Below are 18,829 nucleotides of genomic sequence, written 5' to 3' on the forward strand. Positions count from 1 at the left end.
TTTTTAGTTAAAAAAATACAAGTTATTCATTCCAATATGAATATCAGAAAAAATAAATAACTCCGGAATTGGTTTAGCTCTTTTTACGCTTCAGCAAAATATACTTCTTGTTTAGTTTCATCATCATTATTATTAGGTATTAAGCCATATACCCCTTTATTCCCGAACTGGTCATAGACAGTAAATATAAATGCATCGTACCATTTGTCTTGTAATTTAGGAAAATCATAATCCGTTACAGTTAATATACTAAAACAAAGTTCACCGAAATGTTGGTTAATCCTAATATTTAGCGGAAAATTAACAGGTAGAGATATCCATTTACTCTCTCCGATGGAAACTTCCCTCTCTTTTCCTACATCCCAAAGAAAGTGGGCAAAATAAGTAGGATGCCCATCATTAGAGTGGTAGCATTGATGAGCTTTACCTATTAAGCCAGGTAAATCAGCTTCCAACTTTGTAATAAGACACTTTCCATATATAACATTTGAATTGAGTGAAAAATACACATTATTTTGATATACAGATACATTAGCGGGAAAATCGCCTTTGATATTAACAGCCTCTTTTTTAGTTTTAGCATCAGAAAATTTATATTCTATTTTATCTAATGTTTTTAATTGGACATGAGAATCCATTTCGCACCCATGCGCTGTAGAATAAACCGCGCCCGGTGCCGTAATCATTACAGCTATGTTCTTGATTGTATTCTGTTCAGATTCAGAACAATAGATATAAAAAGTTATTCTTTGTTTATTATCGTCAGTATTATCTTCAAAATCAGAAGATTGAACTACAGAAGTTTTTAATGTGGATTCTTTAATTATAGGTACTCCAGTAAAATCATTGGGTTTATTCGTATATGCCCACCCAAATCCTCCTCCAGAATATATTCCTTTATTCAGTTTTTCTTCTGAACTGTAATCAAGAAGATAAGTATTATTTAAAATAACATCATATGGAAGTTTAATAGCGTTTCCATCTTTATCTGTCGGTTCTAAAAAAACATCCACAGCAATCATATTCATTCCATTAGCAAATATGAGGGAGCTATCAGCCATTGTACGTAGTTTTATTTCTAACGTACTCATTCCAACCCAAATTCGTAGGTCATTTTTTTTATCTTCATTCATAATTAACCCCTTAAAAACTCAACAGGAAATAATGAAAAACATATCTCATTGTCATCATTAGTGATTTTATAAATATAGAATAAAAACTTTTAAAAAAAGAATTAATAGATTCAATGCAGGCACAAACTTAGGAGGTACATTTTTATTATAGGCGACCATTTCAGTTTCGCCAGATTAATAAAGAGAAATTTTATAATATTTCTTAACGTGTGTGAGTTTATTCTGATTCATTATAATAATGAAAAACCCACAGAAAAATACAACCAAAAAAACATAATAAAAAATATATAATAAAATAAACTCATATCAACCAATCAAATAATTAGTCATTTCATCAATCAGGAAACATTTATTTATTTTATATATTTAGTGCTCAATTATATTTTACAAAGCGGTGTATTCCAGCACCGCCGAATAACTATTCATACATTAACAATATCTTTATTGACTGCCAAAGAGATAACATCAGCAATATCTGATGAAGTTTTTAATGCCCTAATCTGCATAAATAGCTCATCTGCTTCATCATACTCTTTCCGTAAAAATCCCAGCCACTGCTTGATACGGCCAACATGATACAACCCCGGCGCATCCAGTTTTTCTAAGCAAGTATATTTTTCCAGCAGCTCAAGCACTTCGTTCCAAGGCATCCTTGGTTCGTTATATTTAATGACCCTACTCAAGTTTGGAACATGCAATGCACCGCGTCCGATCATAACTGCATCGCATCCCGTCGTTTTCATACATTCCTGTGCACTGCGCCAATCCCAGATTTCACCATTGGCAATTACCGGAATAGAGAGGCGACGCCGGATTTCTCCAATCGCTTCCCAGTTAATGCGGTCAGCCTTATAGCCATCTTCTTTGGTTCGTCCATGCACCACCAATTCTGTTGCCCCCGCCTGCTGTACAGCATCCGCAATCTCAAACTGACGAGCGCCGGAATCCCATCCCAGACGAATTTTTACTGTAACAGGCAAATGTGCAGGCACAGCTTCACGCATGGCTTTAGCACCAAGATAAATGAGTTCGGGATCTTTCAGTAACGTTGCACCGCCGCCGCTGCCATTGACTGTCTTGGAAGGGCATCCACAATTTAAATCGACGCCCCATGAGCCCAGTTCAACGGCCCTTGCTGCATTTTCTGCCAGCCATTCCGGATATTGGCCTAAAAGCTGTACCCTGACTGGTGTTCCTGATGGTGTACGGCTCTGGTGATGCAATTCAGGACACAACCGGTAAAACGTTTTTACCGGTTGTAAGCTGTCAACCACTCGCAGAAATTCTGTGATGCAAAGGTCATAGTCGTTAACTTCACTCAACAACTCTCTGACCAGAGAATCCAACACGCCTTCCATTGGAGCCAGCAAAACACGCATTGTTTAATCTCTTGATGTTACAGCACGTGGCGCTTTGGTGGTGTTTCGTTGAGGGCGTTGACGCGATGGTGCTCCCTGATTACGTGAGCGATCACCATTCTGGTTAGTTTGGTTTGATTTAGCATAACCGGACTTACCGTTGCCGCGCTGTCCCTGTGGCTGTTCACTGCGTGAATGGTTATCGCGAGAGCCGCTGCCCCAAGGACTGTTTCCGGAATCATTGCCATGAGAGCGACTACTGCGTGAATTGCTTCCACGCGAGCTGCCTCCTCGAGAACCATTGCCTCGAGAGCTGTTTTCACGAGCACCATTTCCACGAGGGCCGTTGCCGCGCGAGCCGTTGCCACGATCATTATTGCGACCATTCTGGATTGGCTCAGCTTTGATGGAAGGATCTGGCTCATAGCCAGCAATGGCAATGCGCGGGATCTCTCGCTTCAACAAGCGTTCAATATCTTTCAGCAATTTGTGCTCATCAACACAGACCAGCGATATTGCCTGCCCGGTCGCTTCCGCACGGCCGGTTCGCCCAATTCGGTGCACATAATCTTCTGCAACGTTTGGCAATTCATAGTTGACGACATGAGGCAACTGATCGATATCCAACCCACGGGCAGCGATATCTGTCGCGACTAATGCACGGATTTGCCCGGATTTAAAATCAGCCAAAGCGCGAGTTCTTGCCCCTTGGCTTTTATTACCGTGGATAGCAGCGGCAGTCACACCATCTTTATTCAGTTGCTCAGCCAGCCGGTTCGCCCCGTGCTTGGTTCGCGTGAATATCAATACTTGCTGCCAGTTCTGGCTTCCTATCATGTAAGAAAGCAATTCGCTTTTGCGTTTCTTGTCTACAAAATGGACAGACTGATCAATTTGCTCAGATGCAGAATTACGGCGGGCAACTTCAACGCTCACTGGATTGTGCAGTAATTTATTGGCAAGGCTTTTGATTTCGTCAGAGAAAGTGGCAGAGAACAGCAGATTCTGGCGTTTGGCAGGCAGTTTGTTCAGCACTCGACGGATATCATGAATGAAGCCCATATCCAGCATACGGTCGGCTTCATCAAGGATCAGGATTTCAACACGGGAAAGATCGACCGCATTTTGATGCTCTAAATCCAGCAAACGCCCCGGAGTTGCCACCAGAATATCCACGCCGCCACGTAATTTCATCATTTGCGGGTTGATGCTAACGCCACCAAACACGACAAATGAACGTAGTTTTAGGTACTTACTGTAATCACGTACGCTTTCACCAACTTGAGCCGCCAATTCACGAGTCGGCGTCAAAATCAGTGCCCTTACCGGACGACGGCCTTTTGACTGGGCTGGCGATTCACTTAAAAGTTGCAGAATAGGTAAAGTAAATCCTGCTGTTTTTCCCGTTCCTGTCTGGGCGCTGGCAAGCAGATCTTTTCCAGAAAGCACAACAGGAATGGCCTGCTGCTGAATAGGGGTAGGTTCCGTGTAGCCTTGCTCTTCAACGGCACGCAAAATATCAGCCTTCAAGCCGAGTGACTCAAAATTCATAAATAAGAAATGCTCCAGACTTCACCATTCCTGATATCAATTTATCAGGGGCAGTTTTATGGGAAGAAAACAGACGCGATAAATAAATCGCAAAGAAATTACACAAACTGCAATGTATCATTAGGCAGGGATTATAACAGATATGTTTTTCCAAGCAGAGCCAGAAAGAACAATTATTCATGCGAATGCATTGATTGGAGTCAATTATCTTTGACGGTGAACTAAAAAAGGGCAAATTATTTTTTATTGGTGTCTATTAAAAAGACAATTTGTGTCAGCTTTACATCGACTTACTTTAGTTTTAAAGTTAATCATACGATTGATATATTTATGACACTCTCGGAAACCTTTTGTAACAGGAAATATCCTAACATGACAGCGAAAACCGCTCAAACCTCACGAGGCGAGCAAGCCAAACAGCAACTGCTTGAAGCAGCGATAGAAATTTTTGGCAAATCAGGTTTGGACGGCGCTACCACCCGCACTATCGCCCAACATGCCCAACAAAACATTGCCGCCATTGCTTATTATTTTGGTTCTAAAGAAGGGTTATACCTTGCTGTTGTACAGCATATTGCCGATAGACTGAAATCAGAATTTTCCCCATTAATTAAAGCAATCGATCTTTTCTTTGCCGAGACACCAAAACCCTATCCGCAAGATCAGATATTGGCGTTTATTCACCAAGGCATGGTTAGTTACAATCGTCTGATTTTCGAGAAAAGCAGCATTAATCTCAGTCGTATCATGTCGCATGAACAATTAACGCCAACAGATGCTTATAGTGTCATGCATGAACAAGGATTGGCGCCAATTTATACCCGCTTGAATAAGCTAATTGCCAATTATATTGGTGCTGATGAAAATCATATTTCAACCCAAATCCACACACACGCCTTATTGGGGGAGATCCTTTCTTTCCGTTTGGCACGGGAAGCCTTATTGCGCCAGACTGGCTGGGATAATATTGGCACCAAAGAGTATGAATTGATCAATCAGGTTTTATCTCAACATATAAATTTATTGCTTGATGGGTTACGGAAAGCGTAACACAAGAATGGTATCGACATATACCCAATAAATTTCTCATCGCAACCAATCAGGTTGCGCTTTGAAAGGTAAAGGGTAAGCCATTGTATTTCAATCAGTTGAAATACAATGGCTATACATTGAACAAGGCATAAGGGATAGTATGAACAGTAAAAAGTTTGCTCTTGCCCTACTGGCACTCATTGTTGTTATCGGCGCTGTTGTTGGTATTTATTATTATCAAGAACAAAACAGCAGGGAATTAACGTTGTATGGCAATGTTGATGTCAGGACTGTCAACCTTGGCTTTCGAGTTGGAGGCAAACTGGCTGGCCTGCAAGTAGATGAAGGCGATGCCATTGCAGCAGGCCAAATTCTCGGCCACCTTGATGATTCCCCCTTTATTAATGCCTTGAATCAAACCAAAGCAGCCCAAGATGTCGCCACAGCTAATCTTGCCAAAGCCGAGGCGGGTTACCGAAGCGAGGAAATCGCCCAAGTACGTTCTGAAGTCGCTCAAAAAGAATCAGCATTCCATTTTGCGGATAGTTTCCTGAAACGCCAGCAAGGGTTGTGGCAAAGTAAAACCATTTCAGCCAATGAATTAGAAAATGCCAAAACCGGGCGCAATCAAGCATTCGCAGCCTACCAAGCAGCAAAAGATAAATTACGTCAATTCGAAACGGGGTATCGCATAGAAGAAATTGCCGCAGCCAAGGCTCAGTTAGCCCAGGCACAGGCCAGCGTTGCCCAAGCTGAACTCAATTTAAAAGATACTCAACTCACCGCGCCATCTGCCGGTGTGATCCTGACCAGAGCCATTGAGCCGGGCACAATGCTGGCGGCCGGCAACACGGTATTCACCCTGTCGCTCACAAATCCAGTTTGGATCCGGGCATATATTGATGAACCCAATCTGAATCAGGCAACTGCGGGACGAGAGATTCTGATTTATACTGATGGCCGAAAAAACAAGCCTTATCACGGCAAAATCGGTTTTGTGTCTCCTACCGCCGAATTTACGCCTAAAAATGTCGAAACACCCGACTTAAGAACCGATTTGGTCTATCGTCTGCGAATTATTGTTCAAGATCCCGATGAAGAATTAAAGCAAGGGATGCCGGTCACGCTACGCTTTGCTGCTCCAGGTTCTGCCGAAACTACACGTTCTGCTGAAACCCAAAGTAAGTAAGGTGATGACATGACCAGTTCAGCTTATACAATCAAACTGAACGGCGTGGAAAAGACGTTTCCAGGACTGGACACCCCGGCAGTTTCCCATTTGCAGGCAGAAATTCAGGGAGGCTATGTCACAGGGCTTGTCGGCCCTGATGGTGCTGGGAAAACCACGTTGATACGAATGCTGGCCGGTTTGTTGAAACCTGATAGCGGCAATATTGAGATCATGGGGCTTGACCCCATCAAAGACAGTGTTCAGGTACGTTCAGAACTTGGCTACATGCCGCAGAAATTCGGTTTATATGAAGATTTAACCGTCATGGAAAATCTCACTTTATATGCTGATCTCCGTGGTGTACTTGGCGAAGAACGCAAGGCTACCTTCCAAAAATTACTGACATTTACCGATTTAACCCGCTTTACTGAAAGGCTCGCGGGAAAATTATCTGGGGGCATGAAACAAAAACTGGGGCTTGCCTGTACCCTGTTGGGCAGCCCCAAAATATTGCTGCTTGATGAACCCGGCGTCGGCGTCGATCCCATTGCACGGCGTGAATTGTGGCAAATGGTACATGAACTCGCTTCTGAAGGAATGTTAATCCTCTGGAGCACTTCTTATTTGGATGAAGCAGAGTTATGTCGTGATGTCTTGCTCATGAACCACGGCGAATTGATTTATCGCGGCCAGCCACAAGACTTAACCCAAAATATTGCCGGGCGTTCTTATTTGCTTGATGTCAAACAAGCCGCCCGCCGAAAAACATTGCAACACGCCCTTACCCTGCCACAAGTTACTGATGGCGTCATTCAAGGGAAATATGTTCGATTAATCTTAAAAGAGAAAGCGGATAAAAGCGCATTGCTTGCGCAATTCGATCTACCCGAAACCAATATTTTGGATGCTGAACCCCGTTTCGAAGATGCTTTTATTGATTTATTGGGTGGCGGCCCATCCCATCGTTCTGAATTGGCAGAAATTATGCCGCAAATTCCACCTAATCCGACGGAAACGGTAATAGAAGCCTGCCATCTGACAAAAAAATTTGGCGATTTCGCCGCCACTGACGATGTAAACTTTCAGGTTAAACGCGGGGAAATTTTTGGTCTTTTGGGGCCAAATGGTGCCGGCAAATCCACGACTTTCAAAATGATGTGCGGGTTGATGCTTCCTACTGCCGGCAATGCCTTAGTACTGAATATGGATTTAAAGACCAGTTCAGGCAAAGCCCGCCAGCGCCTTGGTTATATGGCGCAGAAATTTTCGCTGTATGGCAATCTGACCGTAGAACAAAACCTCAAGTTTTTCTCTGGTGTTTATGGGCTGAAAAGCCGGCATCAGCGGGAAAAAATGTCTGACATGATCAGTGCATTCAATCTCGAGCCCATTTTGAATCAAAAAACAGATAGTCTTCCACTTGGTTTTAAACAACGGCTGGCTCTCTCCTGCGCATTGATGCATGAACCTGACATTCTTTTTTTAGATGAACCCACTTCTGGCGTAGATCCTCTGACTCGCCGTGAGTTTTGGCTGCATATCAATGGGATGGTGGATAAAGGTGTCACCGTGATGGTCACAACCCACTTTATGGAAGAGGCTGAATATTGTGACCGCATCGGCTTGGTCTTTCGGGGAAAATTGATCGCCGCAGGAACACCTGACCATCTCAAACAACTGGTCGCCACGGAAGATCGCCCGAATCCTTCAATGGAAGATGCGTTTATCGATCTCGTCGTGAATTACGATAAGGAGCCGCAATGAGTCATTCCGGGCAAGCCGCATCGCAAAAAACAGTCAGTTTCTCATGGCGGCGATTGAAAGCACTTTGCATCAAAGAGACAAAACAGATCATTCGTGATCCCAGCAGTACTTTGATTGCAGTAGTGATCCCCCTCATGCTGCTATTTATTTTCGGTTATGGCATCAATCTGGATTCCAGCAAACTGCGCATTGGTATTTTGATGGAGCAGCAAAGCGAAGACGCCCGTGAATTAGTGCATGCATTTACTGGTTCCCCTTATATCGATGCGACCATCAGTGACAATCGTCAATTCCTAATCAACAAAATGCAGGAGAACCAAATTCGGGGCATTGTGGTCATCCCGGTTAATTTTGATGCCCAACTTGCCCGCGTAGGCAGCCACTCTCCGATTCAAGTCATTACTGATGGCAGCGAACCGAATACCGCCAATTTTGTTCAAGGTTATACCAAAGGCATTTGGCAAATTTGGCTGCAACAACGGGGGCAAAACCGGGGTGTTTCAACGACTCCGTTGATTGATACAGAAATCCGCTATTGGTTTAATCCTGCCGCAATTAGCCAACATTTTCTTATTCCCGGGGCAGTTTCAATTATCATGACTGTGGTCGGCGCAATCCTGACATCACTTGTGGTCGCCCGCGAGTGGGAACGCGGAACCATGGAGGCTTTACTTTCAACTCAGGTTACCCGAACGGAATTATTGCTCGCCAAGCTATTGCCTTATCAAGTACTCGGCTCTTTTGTCATGGTGCTTTGCATGATATTTACGGTTTTTGTACTGGGTGTTCCCTATCGCGGATCGCTCTGGATATTGGGTTTGGTTTCCAGCCTTTATCTCGCTACCGCTTTAGGCATGGGCTTACTTATTTCCACGCTGACACGTAACCAGTTTAATGCCGCAATGATTTCCTTAAATGCTGCGTTTTTGCCCGCCATTATGTTGTCTGGCTTTGTTTTCGAAATAGACAGCATGCCTGTACTTATTCAGGCTTCTACATATATCGTCCCGGCACGTTATTTTGTCAGCAGCCTACAGACACTCTTTCTGGCGGGAAATATAGGCACTGTACTGATTACCAACCTTCTCCTGCTGGTTGCCAGCTCCATTGTCTTTATTGGCTTGACTGCGTGGAAGACTCGTCGGCATCTGGAGTAAAAAGGAAAAAGCATGTTTTATCGTCTGTACACGTTAATCATGAAAGAATTGCAGTCTCTTCTGAGAGAGCCGCAAACCCGCAGTATTTTAATCTTACCCGTCATTTTGCAAATGATCCTGTTTCCGTGGGCTGCCACACTGGAAGTCAAAAATGCCACTATCGCTATCTATAATGAAGACAAAGGGCAAGCTTCGATTGAATTAACCCAGCGACTGGCAAAATCAAAAGCATTTCCCGATGTTATTTTGCTGACCAGTTCCCAAGAGATCCGCCCGACACTTGATGATCGCAAGGCGCTGCTGTTAGTACGTTTCCCACAGAATTTCAGTGCCAATATCGCCAGTCATCACCCGACAGCCATTCAAGTTCTGCTGGATGGCCGTAACTCAAACAGTGCCCAGATTGCCGCCAATTATATCCAGCAAATTGTGATGGATTACCAAAAGCAATTCTTGGGAGATTCCCCTCGTTTCAACAATAGCGAATTAATCATTCGTAATTGGTATAACGCCAATTTGGACTATAAGTGGTTTGTCGTTCCGTCATTGGTTGCCATGATTACCACCATTGGTGTTCTCATCGTTACCGCACTATCGGTTGCACGTGAACGGGAACAAGGGACACTAGATCAATTGTTGGTTTCACCCTTGGCAACATGGCAAATATTCCTCGGCAAAGCCATTCCGGCGTTAGTTGTCGCCACCATGCAGGCAACCATTGTTTTGCTGATTGGCACACTGTTTTACCAAATCCCCTTCGCGGGATCATTATTGCTATTTTACGGCTGCATGTTGATTTATGGCTTATCGCTGGTTGGCTTCGGTTTGCTGATTTCTGCGGTTTGTTCGACTCAGCAACAGGCGTTTATCGGTGTGTTTGTCTTTATGATGCCCGCGATCTTACTTTCAGGCTATATTTCTCCGGTCGAAAATATGCCTGTCTGGTTACAAGACATTACGTGGATTAACCCAATCCGGCATTTTACAGACATTACCAAGCAGATTTATTTAAAAGGCGCTGATTTGTCGGTGATCTGGCCGAATCTATGGCCATTGTTGGTGATAACGGCAACGACGGGAGGGATTGCATATCGGTTGTTCCGCAGCAAAATTGCTTAGCCTACCGAATAAAAATCAAAACCAAATCAGATATAAAAGAGAGTAATATTTAACGATATTACTCTCTTTTCACGTTTTATCTTCCAAATATATATATCCTCTGTTTTGGTTACCGAACAGTTTTAAGACGCCAAACTAAAATGTATTGTTTCAGTCGTAGATATGCTAAATATACTCATGGAAAGAGATCAAATTACATCGGCTTCTCCCCCGTATTTTGGCTCGATTCATTAATGGAGGCTTGGTAGGTATCGCGTTGTGGTTAGCAAAAAACCGCAGCTTGATGGAGTCTTAGATTCCCTTTATTATTTATTTCATGGATTAAATAAATAATAAAATCAGCGAGCTAACTGTTTTAAAAACATATCACTCTCCAGATAAACAGGTGAAAATAGATTTTCGTCACACACAGTTAATATGAGAATAATAATATGTCTATAGAAAAAATTGTTAATGATGTATTAAGTGAAACAAGAAAGTACTTTAATTTAAAAACACCAAATAGGCATTATGACGAACCAACACAATTAGAATTACCAGATCATAAGCGCCTATTTTATTCACCGGAGAACAGAAAGCAAAGAGAAATAATGCTTTTAAAAACAAGATGTAAAATAAAGGATGAAAGAAATCCATATGAAATAAACAGAATCTTACATAGCACACAAGGTCAAGATCACATAGGAAATTGCGGTGAATATAGCTGTAAGGCATTAGAATATCTAGTAAAAAAGTCACATTTAATTATGCACATGTATGGAAGGCCATTTGATATCACGATAATCGCCATTAAATGGCCCGACATTAAATGGCCCAAAAATAAATTTGATCATGCCTTTGTAATGATTTCGAGTAATTACCTGAATAAATTCCCAGATAAAAATAACTTATCAGATTTATTCTGCAAACCTCATGACTCAGAAATATGGATATGTGATCCTTGGGCAAATATAGCTTGCCACTCTTATGAATATCCTTTTGAATGGAAAATTAAAATGACAAAATGGGATGATAATGGAAAGTTATTACGGTGTTTTGGGGATATTCTGAAACCCAAAGAACCCGATGTCTATAATTTAATAGATGAAGGAATTAAAAGCGTATGGTTCAATCAAGAAGTGCATTCTGGTCATTTTCGCGTACTATAAAATAGTATTTTTCAACGCATCACTATTGGTATATAAGATATTTTTATTTTAAGTAACTGAGCTTACGTAAAGCTCACCTACCGCCATAAGTTCACCATAAGTTGCTTTTATCCTTCTATAGGTTGTTGAAATCTGAAATTGCCAATCCATTTAGAGCCTTGACATACATTGCGTACGTCAATTATAAAAGCCAGATAGCATAAATTTGGAGTGGTAACATGGCACGTAAACCCAGAACTGAAATGATTGAAACAACTCGACAAAAATTGATTGAAACTGCACGTCAACAGTTTGGCACGGTAGGATATGCCAATACTGTGATGGATGATCTGACCGCTAAAGCAGGAATGACACGAGGTGCTTTGTATCACCATTTCGGTGATAAGAAGGGACTGTTTCTTGCTGTACTTCAACAAATTGATGCCGAAATGGATGACCGTCTGAATGAAATCTCAAAGCGTGAAACAGATAGTTGGGCGGTATTTACTCTCCGCTGTCATGCCTATTTGAAAATGGCGATAGAACCGGAAATACAACGGATTGTTTTGTGTGATGCCTCCTCTGTCTTGGATGCCGACCAACAACAAAATTCCAGATTACAATGTATTACTTCAATCGCAGATATGCTAAACAGACTCATGGCAGAAGGCCAGGTTATATCGACGTCTCCCCATATTCTGGCTAGGTTCATTAATGGGGGTTTGATGGATACTGCATCGTGGATCGCCCAAAGTCAACATCCTGACAAAGCCTTATCAGATGCTTTGGGTTCCCTTAATGTTGTATTGAATGGATTAAAGAAAAAACCAAACCAGTAAGGTTAATGTTTTAAACAATATATTATTTTTCATAAAAACGGGAAAAATAAATTTTACGACGCGTACAGTTAATATGAGAATAATAATATGTCTATAGAAAATATTGTTAAAGAAGCATTAAGTGACACAAGAAGGTACTTTAATTTAAAAACTCAAAATAAATGTTATGAAGAATCAGCACGATTAGAATTACCAGAGCATAAACGCCAATTTTATTTACCGGAGAAGATAGAGGAAAGGTACGCGTTATTGAGTAAATCAAGAAGCCAAATGACGTATAGCCAAAGCCCATATAAAAAAAACCATATTTTAGAAAGCACACAAGGCAATGATCACGTAGGCAACTGTGATGAATATAGTTCTAAGGCGTTTAAATGCTTAATAAAAAAATCAAGGTTAATTCTTGAAATATATCAAAGAGAATTTGACATCTCGATAATCCACATTACTTCTCCCTCAACTCAATTTAATCACGGTATTGTAATGATTTCGAGTAACTATCTAAATCAATTTACAGATAGGGAAAACTTACCAGATTTATTCAATAGATATCATGACTCAGAAATATGGATATGTGATCCTTGGGCTAATATTGCTTGCTTGTCATACAACTATCCTATTGAATGGAAAAATAAAATGTTTAAATGGGATGGTAAAGGGAAGTTATTAAATTCTCCGGGAGGGATTTTAGAACCAACAGATTTCAAAATCGTCACCTTAATAGGCAATGGAATTAAAAGCGTAGCGTTCAATCAAAATGTAAAATTTTCCAAACGTCACATACGATGATATATCATTACGTACAATAAAAACCCTATCCTAACAGGGTTTTTTATTGTAATTAAATAGTTAAAAATAGCCCACTTCAGTATTGAGCTTTTCAGTCAGAGAGTTAAATAGATCGCTGAATACGGTTAGGTTGCACCAATCTATAACTATAAATAGCTGCCAAAAATACGGCAATACCTGCAACCAATGTGATCATAAAGCCTGCCTGAATACCCATTTCATCAACCACCCATCCTGCAAGTGAAGCCCCAAAAGCAACCCCCATGCTCAACCCAGTAATTACCCATGTTAATCCTTCAGTTAAATTGTGAGAGGGCACGATATATTCCACTAACCTCGTCGCGATAATCATCGTTGGGGCAAAAAATAATCCGGAAATAAATATCATCGTTGACAGTGTCAAAATATCGAATACCAACAGTAATGGTACAGTCGTCAGCATGGTTGCCAATGCTGTAAGCATAAACAGCCGAGGTAATGGAATATTTATTTTAATTGCGCCAAATACCAACCCAGCCAGACAAGAGCCTACAGCATATGCTGATAAAACAATACTTGCAGCGGCAGGTTGCCCTTGGCGTTCAGCAAAAGCCACACTGATAACATCAATAGTTCCGACAATAATTCCCAATGCGATTAATGATGCGACTAGTATTTGTACAGAGGGTATTTTTAAAACAGTGACTTTATTTACGCTGACATCTGGGTGTACTGCTGGTTCGGTTTGTTTTTGCAATATGAGCATCGCAGCGCCGATAGCCAGTAAAATCGCAGCAAACAATGGCCCGGCTTCAGGTGCTACAACTACACTTAATCCAACAGAAATTGGAGGCCCGATGATGAAACTAATGTCATCCAAAACAGCTTCAAAAGCAAAAGCAGTATGCAGTCGAGGATCATCCCGATAGATTTCTCTCCATCGCGCTCTGACCATGGCTGGCATACTTGGCATTCCTCCTGACAAGGCAGCAAAAACAAACAATGTCCAATCTGGTGCTTGAAAATGAGCGCACAGCAAAAGGATACACATTGAAATGACACTCAGCACAGTCACGTAAGGCAATACTCTGCTTTGCCCAAAACGATCCACCATACGTGAAATTTGTGGAGCAAATATCGCCATGGAAAAAGTGAACGTAGCAGCAACCGCCCCAGCAATCCAGTAAGAGCCTTTCAATTGCGAGAGCATGGTAATAATTCCTATCCCTGCCATAGAAATTGGCATTCGCGCAATTAATCCAGCAATAGAAAATGCTAATGCGCCCGGTGCCTTGAACAGCTCTTTGTACGGATTTGCCATAAATACTCCTGAAAAATTGATGAAGCCAGACTATTTAGAAAATCAAGAATGCCCACAAATTCACATACGAAGCGTATGTTAATTTAATTGACATACATAACGTATGTCAATTGAAAAAATCAAATACTATTAATTTGCAGTGATAAAAAAGGGCTTTTTCTTGCTGTGCTGCAACACATTGCCGCAGAAATGGATGGCCATCTAACTGATATTTCAAAGCGTGAAACAGATAGTTGGGCTGCCTTTACTCGTCGCAGCCATGCCTATTTGGAAATGGTAATAGAACCAGAAATACCGCGGGTTGTTCTGTTCGCTGCATCCTCAGTTTTAGAGGCCGAGCAGTTACAAAATGCCAGTTTGCAATGTATTGTTTCAACCGCAGATATTCTATGTATACTCATGGAAAAAGCTCAGATTACATCGACTTTTTCCCATATTCTGGCTCAATACATTAATGGGGGCTTGATGGATACCGCATTGTGGAGCACCAAATGCCAACGTCCTGACAAAACCTTATCTAATATATTAATTTCTTTTGATGTTTTATTGAATGGATTAAAGAAAGGATAAAATCAGTGAGGCCAATATTTTAAACAAAATATCGTTCTCCATAAAAACAGGTAAGAATAAATTTCGCACCGCACACCGTGAATATGAGAATAATAATATGTCTATAGAAAATATCATCAGAGAAACTGTATATGCTACAAGGTGTTTTTTTAATTTAAAATCTTATAACAAAAGCTATAAAGAATCAGTGCGCGTACAATTGCCAGCGTATAAACGCCAACTATATTCACCAGAAAATAGTGAGATGCGTGGAAGATTACTAGCGAAAACAAGAGATAGGATAAAACCTATGCACTCACCATATGAAAGAAATACTATTTTACACAGCATACAATCGCATGATCATGTTGGCAATTGTGGGGAACATAGCTGTAAAGCATTGGAGTATTTAGTCGAGAAGTCAAAATTAATTTGGGCAATATATCGAAGGCCATTTGATATCATAATGATCAACTTAAACAGTGACATAAGTTTGTTTGATCATCAATGTGTAATTTTATCATATAATTACCCTCAGCAACCAGAGTATCTTCCAAATTTACCAGATTTATTCAATCAACATCAAGGCGCTGAAATATGGGTATGTGATCCTTGGGCAAATATAGCTTGCCTTTCACACAACTATCCTATTGAATGGAAAAAGAAAATGCACAAATGGAGTAATAGAGGAAAATTATTATGTTATGGGCAAGAAGATATAAACCCAATAGATCCGAGGATCTACAGATTTATAGAGCAGAGTAATGCGAGTGTAATGTTCAGAGAGCATGTCGATTTTACCCCCTACCACCTACAATAACGTAAGTGATAGTTTGGTGAATATCTCATTGTAAAATGTTAAAACCAACTTACCGGAAAAGCCTGAATTGAAACTTTAGTTTCCATTAACTTTCCGTTGTAATAGATAGCTTGATAAACTTAATGAAATAAATACTTTTTAATAAAAGACTATTTTTTCATGAAGAAAAAATCATGGGGTGTTAGCCCTGAACACAGTTAATATAAAAATAGTAATATGCCTGTAAAAACCATTATTAAAGATACAGTAATCTACACAAGAGCTTTTTTTAACTTAAAAACAACTAATAAACATTATGAAGAAACGGCACTATTAAGAAAGCCAGAGCATAAACGTCAACTTTATGCTGCTGAAACCTATATATATAAATATAACTCATTACTCAAAACACAAGCGCTAACAAAGAATGTATATAATCCATATGACGCAAATAGAGCTTTAATTGAAACACAAAGGGATAATCATGTCGGTAACTGCTCTGAATATTCGTATAACGCAATGAATTTTTTAAAAAATAACTCAAGGATGATTTGGAATATATATAGAGAGCCTTTTATCATAGCCCTTCTTTTCATAGAAAATGATACTAAAAACTTTGACCATGCTTTCTTAATAATAGCGAAACATTTCTCTTTTTCGATCAAAGATATATTCAAAAAAAATTATAATTCAGAAATATGGGTATGTGATCCCTGGGCAAATATAGTTTGCCGCTCTTATGAATATCCTCTTGAATGGAAAGTTAAGATGCTGAAATGGAGTTCCGTAGGAAAAGTTATACAAAAAAAAGGTGTTTTTGTTAAACCAACAGACTCTGATATTTATCAATTAATAGATAAATATGCTCATAATATAACGATATCGTATTGTGAAAAGTTCGATTTTGCAGCTTATTCTTCACCTTAGCCATTGAATTTAATAAAAAACCCTGTGTTAGCAGGGTTTTTTATTGCAATTGATTAACTATATAAGAAATTATCGACGGTCGCCCAGAATACGCAATAACATCAGGAACAAGTTAATGAAGTCCAGATACAGAGTCAGTGCGCCAGTAATAGAATATCTGCGCATATTCTCTTTATCATTAACATCTATTTGCTCACCCATTTCTTTCAGCTTCTGAGTGTCATAAGCCGTCAAACCAGCAAAAATCACAACACCGATATAAGTGATTGCCCACATCAGCGCCGGACTTTTCAGCCAGATATTTAGTAAGGAAGCCAGAATAATGCCGATTAGCCCCATAAACAGGAAGCTACCCAAACCACTTAAGCTACGTTTGGTGGTATAACCATAAACACTCAGTGCACCGAACATACCCGCTGAAACGACAAATGTGCTGGCAATGGAGCTGCTGGTATAAACTACAAATATGCTGGAAAGCGTTAGCCCCGTCAGCATGGAATACAGCATGAATAGGCCCGTCGCCAATGCCCCACTCATTTTATGAACCAAGCCAGACAGCACAAACACCAATGCTAGCTGTGCAATGATCAAGCCATAGAACACAATGGAGCTACTAAAAATAGCGGATAAAATCTCAGGCGTATTCGCCACATACCATGCGACAAATGCAGTTAACAGCAGGCCACAAGTCATCCAACCATAGACTTGCGCCATGTAAGTTTGTATACCAGATTCAGTTTTCTGGACAATCGAACCATTAGAACGTTGATATCGGTCCATGACGATTACCTTTCGTGAAAAAGTTTAATATTTAAGACTGTTTTGAGAACAAACAATCTACGCAAAAGTTATACATTAGCATAGAACATTAACAAAGCCATCCGCCAATTAATGTCAATCTCAGTGACATACTATTTATCTATTAATTATATGCTATTTTTTGAGATGCTCCGCAAACTGGTTGAGTGCTCTATTATTTCAATCGATGTTCTGAGCCTGTTACCAGCGATTCACTGCGTCTTGATCACTTTCTCTCGTTTCGACCCAGCGCTCCCCTTCCGCAAGCGACTCTTTTTTCCAAAATGGCGCTTTAGTTTTCAGGTAATCCATAATGAATTCCGTTGCCATAAACGCCATCTGGCGATGAGAACTTGTAGCCCCAACGAATACAATTTCATCTCCCGGATACAGTTCACCAATACGGTGAATAACACTGATGCGCTGCAAAGACCAGCGCTGGCGCGCTTCATCAACAATATGCTGCAACATCTTTTCTGTCATGCCCGGATAATGTTCCAGCGTCAGCGCCTTCACATTATCACCTAAATTGTGATTGCGAACTTTTCCAGTAAAGGTTACTACAGCACCATCTTCATCACATTGTGAAAGCCATTGATATTCTGCCCCCACATCAAATGCCTCACATTGAACGAGAATCCGGGTCATTTTCCCTTCTGATTTTTCCACATTCAACCTCCCGTAACCGGCGGGAAAAATGCGACTTCATCACCATCCTGCAAAGGATGTTCAGCGTGAACAAAGGATTGGTTGACCGCAGACAGTAATTTACCCTCTTCCAGTGCCAACGCCCATTTATCACCTTTTTCAATCAGCGCAAGACGAAGATGTGCAACCGTAGGGTAGTCATTTGGCAGTTCAAGAGAGTCCATTCCTACTAACTCTCTTACTTGGGCAAAAAACAGTATTTTTATCATGCTTCCACCTTAAAATCGCCTGATTTTCCACCACTTTTTTCCAATAAGCGCACCGGGCCAATCACCATATCTTTCTGCACCGCTTTACACATGTCATAAATCGTCAAAGCGGCCACCGATGCGGCTGTCAACGCTTCCATTTCAACTCCGGTTTTCCCTGTCAAGCGGCAGCAGGCTTCGATTCTGACACGGTTGTACTCTGTCTGCGCTTCCAGTTGGACTTCCACTTTGCTGAGCAATAAAGGATGGCAAAGTGGGATCAATTCCCAAGTCCGTTTTGCTGCCTGAATCCCCGCAATACGGGCGGTAGCAAAAACATCCCCTTTATGGTGATCACCTGCAACGATCATGGACAATGTATCGGCACGCATTTCAACAAACGCTTCTGCCCGCGCTTCACGTACAGTTTCTGATTTGGCAGAAATATCCACCATATGAGCTTCACCCGCAGTATTGATATGGGTTAGTTGAGACATGCTTTGCTCCTAAAATTGCCCCT

Annotated in this window: 19 protein-coding genes; 11 read left to right on the top strand and 8 right to left on the bottom strand. The window is 41.0% G+C overall.

Features of this window, described 5'->3' with window-relative positions; genetic code table 11:
* Positions 1–83: 83 nt before the first annotated feature.
* From FE392_RS13250 to rhlE, 3 genes are all read right to left on the bottom strand, one after another.
* Complete coding sequence (locus tag FE392_RS13250) at positions 84–1,133, bottom strand: hypothetical protein (RefSeq protein ID WP_319930693.1); 1,050 nt, start codon at positions 1,131–1,133, stop codon at positions 84–86.
* 422 nt (positions 1,134–1,555) lie between these two features.
* Entirely contained in the window at positions 1,556–2,512 is a 957-nt protein-coding gene (gene dusC / locus FE392_RS13255) for a tRNA dihydrouridine(16) synthase DusC (RefSeq protein WP_319930694.1), read from the bottom strand.
* Between the two features lie 3 nt (positions 2,513–2,515).
* Positions 2,516–4,042, bottom strand: a complete 1,527-nt coding sequence (gene rhlE / locus FE392_RS13260; protein ID WP_319930695.1) for an ATP-dependent RNA helicase RhlE — start codon at positions 4,040–4,042, stop codon at positions 2,516–2,518.
* Positions 4,043–4,414: 372 nt separating this feature from the next.
* Between rhlE and FE392_RS13265 the strand changes: the two genes are divergently transcribed.
* From FE392_RS13265 to FE392_RS13300, 8 genes are all read left to right on the top strand, one after another.
* On the top strand, positions 4,415–5,092 hold the full coding sequence (locus FE392_RS13265) for a transcriptional regulator (protein ID WP_319930696.1): 678 nt from the start codon (positions 4,415–4,417) through the stop codon (positions 5,090–5,092).
* A gap of 142 nt (positions 5,093–5,234) precedes the next feature.
* Complete coding sequence (gene hlyD, locus FE392_RS13270; protein WP_319930697.1) at positions 5,235–6,263, top strand: secretion protein HlyD; 1,029 nt, start codon at positions 5,235–5,237, stop codon at positions 6,261–6,263.
* Between the two features lie 9 nt (positions 6,264–6,272).
* The gene (locus tag FE392_RS13275) at positions 6,273–8,009 is read left to right on the top strand and encodes an ATP-binding cassette domain-containing protein (RefSeq protein ID WP_319930698.1); all 1,737 of its coding nucleotides are present in this window, start codon (positions 6,273–6,275) and stop codon (positions 8,007–8,009) included.
* The gene (locus tag FE392_RS13280) at positions 8,006–9,166 is read left to right on the top strand and encodes an ABC transporter permease (RefSeq protein ID WP_319930699.1); all 1,161 of its coding nucleotides are present in this window, start codon (positions 8,006–8,008) and stop codon (positions 9,164–9,166) included. The genes FE392_RS13275 and FE392_RS13280 overlap by 4 nt, the downstream gene beginning before the upstream one ends.
* Positions 9,167–9,178: 12 nt before the next feature.
* Positions 9,179–10,285 (top strand): ABC transporter permease, encoded by a 1,107-nt coding sequence (locus tag FE392_RS13285; RefSeq protein WP_319930700.1) that lies wholly within the window; start codon positions 9,179–9,181, stop codon positions 10,283–10,285.
* 431 nt (positions 10,286–10,716) lie between these two features.
* On the top strand, positions 10,717–11,433 hold the full coding sequence (locus FE392_RS13290) for a hypothetical protein (RefSeq protein ID WP_319930701.1): 717 nt from the start codon (positions 10,717–10,719) through the stop codon (positions 11,431–11,433).
* Between the two features lie 218 nt (positions 11,434–11,651).
* The gene (locus FE392_RS13295; RefSeq protein ID WP_319930702.1) at positions 11,652–12,251 is read left to right on the top strand and encodes a TetR/AcrR family transcriptional regulator; all 600 of its coding nucleotides are present in this window, start codon (positions 11,652–11,654) and stop codon (positions 12,249–12,251) included.
* Positions 12,252–12,338: 87 nt separating this feature from the next.
* Entirely contained in the window at positions 12,339–13,040 is a 702-nt protein-coding gene (locus tag FE392_RS13300; RefSeq protein WP_319930703.1) for a hypothetical protein, read from the top strand.
* 103 nt (positions 13,041–13,143) lie between these two features.
* On the opposite strand, the gene FE392_RS13305 is transcribed toward FE392_RS13300, so the two are convergent.
* Positions 13,144–14,340 carry an MFS transporter gene (locus FE392_RS13305; RefSeq protein ID WP_319930704.1) on the bottom strand — a complete coding sequence of 399 codons (1,197 nt, stop codon included), beginning with the start codon at positions 14,338–14,340 and terminating at the stop codon, positions 13,144–13,146.
* 165 nt (positions 14,341–14,505) lie between these two features.
* Here FE392_RS13305 and FE392_RS13310 point away from each other — a divergent pair, with 165 nt between their 5' ends.
* The 3 genes from FE392_RS13310 (at position 14,506) to FE392_RS13320 (ending at position 16,615) form a co-directional block, all read left to right on the top strand.
* Positions 14,506–14,910, top strand: coding sequence for a TetR family C-terminal domain-containing protein (locus tag FE392_RS13310; RefSeq protein ID WP_319930705.1), 405 nt, complete (start codon positions 14,506–14,508; stop codon positions 14,908–14,910).
* 97 nt (positions 14,911–15,007) lie between these two features.
* Positions 15,008–15,709, top strand: a complete 702-nt coding sequence (locus FE392_RS13315; protein WP_319930706.1) for a hypothetical protein — start codon at positions 15,008–15,010, stop codon at positions 15,707–15,709.
* A gap of 216 nt (positions 15,710–15,925) precedes the next feature.
* Complete coding sequence (locus FE392_RS13320) at positions 15,926–16,615, top strand: hypothetical protein (RefSeq protein ID WP_319930707.1); 690 nt, start codon at positions 15,926–15,928, stop codon at positions 16,613–16,615.
* Between the two features lie 69 nt (positions 16,616–16,684).
* On the opposite strand, the gene FE392_RS13325 is transcribed toward FE392_RS13320, so the two are convergent.
* From FE392_RS13325 to moaC, 4 genes are all read right to left on the bottom strand, one after another.
* Positions 16,685–17,395, bottom strand: a complete 711-nt coding sequence (locus FE392_RS13325) for a Bax inhibitor-1/YccA family protein (protein ID WP_319930708.1) — start codon at positions 17,393–17,395, stop codon at positions 16,685–16,687.
* Positions 17,396–17,614: 219 nt separating this feature from the next.
* Positions 17,615–18,061, bottom strand: a complete 447-nt coding sequence (gene moaE, locus FE392_RS13330) for a molybdopterin synthase catalytic subunit MoaE (RefSeq protein WP_319930732.1) — start codon at positions 18,059–18,061, stop codon at positions 17,615–17,617.
* A 23-nt stretch (positions 18,062–18,084) separates the two neighbouring features.
* Positions 18,085–18,330, bottom strand: coding sequence for a molybdopterin synthase sulfur carrier subunit (moaD, locus tag FE392_RS13335; RefSeq protein ID WP_319930709.1), 246 nt, complete (start codon positions 18,328–18,330; stop codon positions 18,085–18,087).
* On the bottom strand, positions 18,327–18,806 hold the full coding sequence (gene moaC / locus FE392_RS13340) for a cyclic pyranopterin monophosphate synthase MoaC (protein ID WP_319930710.1): 480 nt from the start codon (positions 18,804–18,806) through the stop codon (positions 18,327–18,329). The genes moaD and moaC overlap by 4 nt, the downstream gene beginning before the upstream one ends.
* Positions 18,807–18,829 lie beyond the last annotated feature (23 nt).

It is taken from the genome of Xenorhabdus santafensis (assembly GCF_033949405.1).
Classification (GTDB): domain Bacteria; phylum Pseudomonadota; class Gammaproteobacteria; order Enterobacterales; family Enterobacteriaceae; genus Xenorhabdus; species Xenorhabdus santafensis.